Source organism: Actinosynnema sp. NPDC059797, assembly GCF_042732085.1.
In the GTDB taxonomy this organism is placed as follows: Bacteria; Actinomycetota; Actinomycetes; order Mycobacteriales; family Pseudonocardiaceae; genus Actinosynnema.
The window spans coordinates 1-4892 of the sequence record NZ_JBHWIE010000464.1 but is presented as its reverse complement, the minus strand read 5'-3'; the positions used below and the strand labels follow the sequence as shown (position 1 = coordinate 4892).

Below are 4892 nucleotides of genomic sequence, written 5' to 3'. Positions count from 1 at the left end.
AGACAGGATCAACGAGCGGATGTCGGCGGACCGACGCGCCGAACCGGTACCCGAAACCCCGGCGCCCGCGCCCGCCCCGACACCCGCGCCCGCCGCGCCGCCCGCCTCCGCCGCGTCGCCCGCCCCCGCCGCGCTGTCCGCCTCCGTCCCGCCGCCCGCGCCGACACCCGCCTCCGCGCCGCCGCCCGCGTTCACCTCGCCGCCCGCGCCCGCGGCGATGATCCGGGAACTCCTGCCCGCGCCGGCACCCACCCCCTCCGCGCCCTCCTCGCCCGCCACCGGCCACGAAGCCGTGGTGCGGGAGCAGCTGAACCTGATGGACCGGTTCACCCGGATCATGTCCGAACAGCTCGCCCTGCTCTCGGGCGCACCCGCCACCCCAGCACCTGCCACCCCCGCTCCGACCGCCACCCCCGCCCCTGCACCGACCCCCGCCATCGCGCCGACCCACGCCCTCGCTCCGACCCCCACCACCGCGCCGGCCCCCACCACCGCGCCCGCACAGCCCCGAACCCCGGCACCCCAACCCGCCGAGGGCACCCAGCTCGGCCCGCGCCCGACGATCGCCAAGGGCTCCGGCCTGGCCGGCGGACGGCTGGACCCGGCCCAGCGGAAGCACCTCGACGACCTCGTCGCCCGCTACACCGCGCGCACCAGGACCTCCAAGGACATCGCCCAGCGCTTCCGGCGACCGCTGGCCGACAGCCGGGCGGTGGTCGGGTTCCGGGGCGTCACCAAGGAACTCCTGTACCCGCTGGCCGCCCGCCGGGCCAAGGGCGCCTACCTCGAAGACGTCGACGGCAACACCTACGTCGACATCACCATGGGCTTCGGCGTGCTGATGTTCGGCCACGACCCCGACTTCGTCACCGACGCCGTGGCCGCCTACCAGGCCGACGGCATGAGGCTCGGCCCGCGCGGCCCGGAGGTCGGCGAGGCCGCCCAGCTCCTCGCCGAGCTGACCGGCCTGGACCGGGTGGCGTTCTCCACCTCCGGCACCGAGGCCAACTCGGCGGCGTTCCGGCTGGCCAGGGCGTACACGGGGCGGACGAAGATCGTCACCTTCGACGGCTCCTACCACGGCCACTTCGACCCGGTGCTGGGCCGGACCGTGCCCGACGGCGACGCGCTGCGGACGGTGCCGGTGTCGGCCGGGGTGCCCGCGTCGGCGGTGGCCGAGTCGGTCGTGCTGCCCTACGGCGACGAGGCGAGCCTCGACGTGATCCGCAGGCGCGCCGGTGAGATCGCCGCCGTCGTGCTGGAGGCCGTGCCCAGCCGGTACCCGCAGCGGCAGCCGGTGGAGTTCGTGCGCGCCCTGCGGCGGCTGTGCGACGAGACGGGCATCGTGCTGCTGTTCGACGAGATGCTGACCGGCTTCCGCCCGCACCCCCGGGGCGCGCAGGGGGTCTTCGGGGTCAAGGCGGACCTGGCGACGTACGGCAAGCTGATCGGCGGCGGCTACCCGATCGGCGCCATCGCGGGCCGCGCCGACATCATGGACTGGGTCGACGGCGGCTTCTGGCGCTACGGCGACGACAGCGTCCCCGAGGGGGAGACGACCTTCTTCGGCGGCACCTACATCCAGCACCCGTTGGCGATGGTCGCGGCCAAGGCGGTCCTGACCCACCTGCGCGACCGGGGACCCGGGCTGCAGGAGGCGGTCAACGCCCGCACCGAGCGGCTGGCGAGCACCCTCGACGAATTCTTCGCCGCCGAGGGGTTCCCGCTGTCGGTGCACCGGTTCGGCTCGCTGTTCCGGTTCGCCCACCGGGGCAACCTGGAGCTGCTGTTCCACCACCTGGTGCTGGAGGGCGTGCACGTCTGGGAGTGGCGCAACTTCTTCCTCTCCACCGCGCACACCGACGCCGACGTGGACTTCGTCGTCGACGCGGTCCGCAACTCCCTGCACGACCTGCGCCGGGGCGGTTTCCTGCCGGGCCGCCCCGCGCCGGCGCCCGCACCGCGCCGCGCGCTGCCCCGGATCTCCCGGACCGCCGCCCGGACCGCGCCGGTCGAGGCGGTGTCCACTGAGGTCGGGAGGACGACCCCGGACTTCAGCCTGTACTTCTTCGGCGACTACCCGCGCGACCGCGACGGCGACAAGTACGGCGCGATCCTGTCCGCCGCCCGGTTCGCCGACCGCAGCGGCCTGCACGCGGTGTGGTTGCCGGAGCGGCACTTCGACTCCTTCGGCGGCGTGTTCCCCAACCCCTCGGTGCTCGCCGCCGCGATCGCCGCGCAGACCAGCCGGGTGCGGCTGCACTCGGGCAGCGTGGTGCTGCCGCTGCACGACCCGATCCGGGTCGCCGAGGAGTGGTCCGTCGTGGACAACCTCTCCGGCGGGCGGGTGTCGATCGGGGTGGCGAGCGGGTGGCACGCGCGGGACTTCGTGCTGGCGCCCGGCGTCTACGGCAGGCACCGGGAGGCCATGTACGAGGGCGTGGAGGTGATCCGCGCGCTGTGGCGCGGCGACGCGGTGACCAGGACCGCGGGGAACGGCGACGAGGTGGAGGTCAGGCTCCACCCGACCCCGGTGCAGCCGGAGCCGGACTTCTACACCGCGATCGTCGGCAACCCCGAGAGCTACGAGCGGGCCGCGCGCGGCGGGTTCGGCGTCATCACCAACCTGATGGCGCAGGGCGTGGAGCAGTTGGCGGACAACATCGCCCGGTACCGGCGCACCCGGGCCGAGGTCGGGCTCGACCCGGCCGCGGGGCGGGTCGTGCTGCTGCTGCACACCTACCTCGGCGACGACACCGAGCGGGTCCGCGCCGAGGCCTTCGGGCCGTTCTGCGACTACCTGCGCTCGTCGCTGTCGCTGTTCGGCCAGGTGACCAACAGCCTCGGCTTCTCCATCGACCTGGAGCACACCGACCCCGAGGACCTGGAGTACCTGCTGTCCCGCGCCTACGAGCGCTACTGCGCCGACCGGGCGCTGATCGGCACGCCGGACGACGCCGCGCCGATCGTGGGCAGGCTGGCCGGGCTGGGCGTGGACGAGGTGGCGTGCTTCGTCGACTTCGGCCTGCCGCCCGCGCGGATCACCGCCGGGCTGCCCTGGATCGACGCGTTGCGCGGGAGGTTCGCCGAGGCGCCGGCAGGGATGCCGGCCGGGGCGCCGGCCGCCGACGTGCGCGCCGCGAGCCCGACCGAGCAGCAGATCTGGTACGTCGAGCAGGCCCTCCCCGGACGGCCCACCCACAACGAGACGGTCGTCGTGGCGCTGGAGGGCGAGCTGGACACCGAGGCGCTGCGCACGGCGCTGACGGCGGTCACCGCCCGGCACGACGGCCTGCGGTCGACCTTCCACGACCTCGGCGGCGAGCTGAAGCGGGTCGTCGCCGCGCCGGCCGGGTCCGCGCTGCCGGTGCGCGAGGACCCGGGGGCCCCGGTGGAGGAGGCGGCGCGGCGGGTGGTCGAGCGGGAGGCCGCGACGCCGTTCGACGTGGCGCGCGGACCGCTGTTCGAGCCGTACCTGGTGCGCCTCGACGCCGACCGGCACCTGCTGGTGCTGCGGATGCACCACCTGGTGATCGACACCGTGTCGGCGGCGGTGCTGACCGAGGAGGTCGCCGAGGTCTACCGGGCCGCCGCCACCGGCGCCGACATCGCCCTGCCCGCCGTGGACCCGCTGCCCGCGCCGAGGCCGCCGTCCCCGGAGGCGCTGGCCTACTGGACCGACCTGCTGGCCGGCGCGCCGCGCGAACTCGACCTGCCGACCGACCACCCCCGCCCGCGGGAGCCGTCCGGCCGGGGCGGGTCGGTCGGGTCGGAGCTGGACGCCGGGGCGACCGCGGCGCTGCGGGCGGTGGCGCGCCGGTGCCGGGTGACGCCGTTCATGGCGCTGCTCGCCGGGTGGGCCGTCGCGCTGCGGGTGCTCGGCGGGCGGACCGACCTGGTGGTGGGCACCCCGTTCGCGCACCGGCCGGAGGGCGCGGAGCGGGCGGTCGGGTTCTTCGTGCACACGCTGCCGCTGCGGATCGCGGTGGACGACGACGCGTCGTTCGCCGAGCTGCTGAAGGTGGTGCGGGGACAGGTGCTCGGCGCCCAGGAGCACCGGGAGGCGCCCTTCCCGGAGATCGTGCGGGCGCTGGGCGGCAACCCGGACCCGTTGCGCAACCCGCTGTTCGACACCGTGGTGGAGTACGACAACGAGGCCGCCTTCGAACTGGACCTGCCCGGCGTGCGGTCGACCCTGGTGGACGTGGCGGTCGACCGGGCGCCGGTGGACCTGGTGCTGTTCCTGACCAACCTCGGTGACACCGTGCGCTGCCGGCTGAACCACGCCCTGGACCTGTTCGGCGAACCCACCGCCCGCCGCGTCCTGGACACCTACCTGGGGGTGCTCGCGGCGGCGGTGGCCGACCCGGAGCGGCCGCAGCGCGAGCTGGACGTGCTCACCCCCGGCGACGCCGCCCTGCTCGACACCTGGGCCGACGGCGGCCCCCCGCCGCACGGCCCGGCCCTGCTGCACGACGGCGTGCCCGCCCGCCTCGGCGAGACCGCGGCGGTGGTGGAGGACGGGCGGGAGACCACCGGCGCGGAGCTGCGCGACCGGGCCGCCGCAGTGGCCGGCGCCATCGCCGGGCTGGGCGTGCCTGCCGGTGCGCCCGTGGCGGTGCTGCTGCCGAGGGGCGCGGACGCGGTGGCGGCCGCGTTGGGCGCGCTCCTGGCCGGGGTGCCGTACGTGCCGCTGGACCCGGAGCAGCCCCCGGCCCGGCTGGGGCACATGGTCCGCAAGGCCGGGGTCGCGGCGGTGGTCACCGCCACCGGCGTCGAGGCGCCCGGCGGGCTGCCCGCGATCCCGGTCGACCGGCCGTCCCCGCCGCCCGCCGTCGCCGGCCACCCGCTGACGCCGGACGACGTGGCCTACGTGCTGTTCACCTCCGGGT

At 75.9% G+C, this 4892-nt stretch carries 2 protein-coding genes; one reads left to right on the top strand and one right to left on the bottom strand.

The window, feature by feature from the left end; genetic code table 11:
• Positions 1-339: hypothetical protein (locus ACFV4N_RS39790; RefSeq protein ID WP_499677860.1), on the bottom strand; the 339-nt coding region annotated here is incomplete at its 3' end.
• Here ACFV4N_RS39790 and ACFV4N_RS39785 point away from each other — a divergent pair.
• Positions 317-4892, top strand: a 4576-nt coding sequence (locus ACFV4N_RS39785; protein WP_499677859.1) for a MupA/Atu3671 family FMN-dependent luciferase-like monooxygenase, incomplete at its 3' end; no start/stop codon positions are given. The genes ACFV4N_RS39790 and ACFV4N_RS39785 overlap by 23 nt on opposite strands.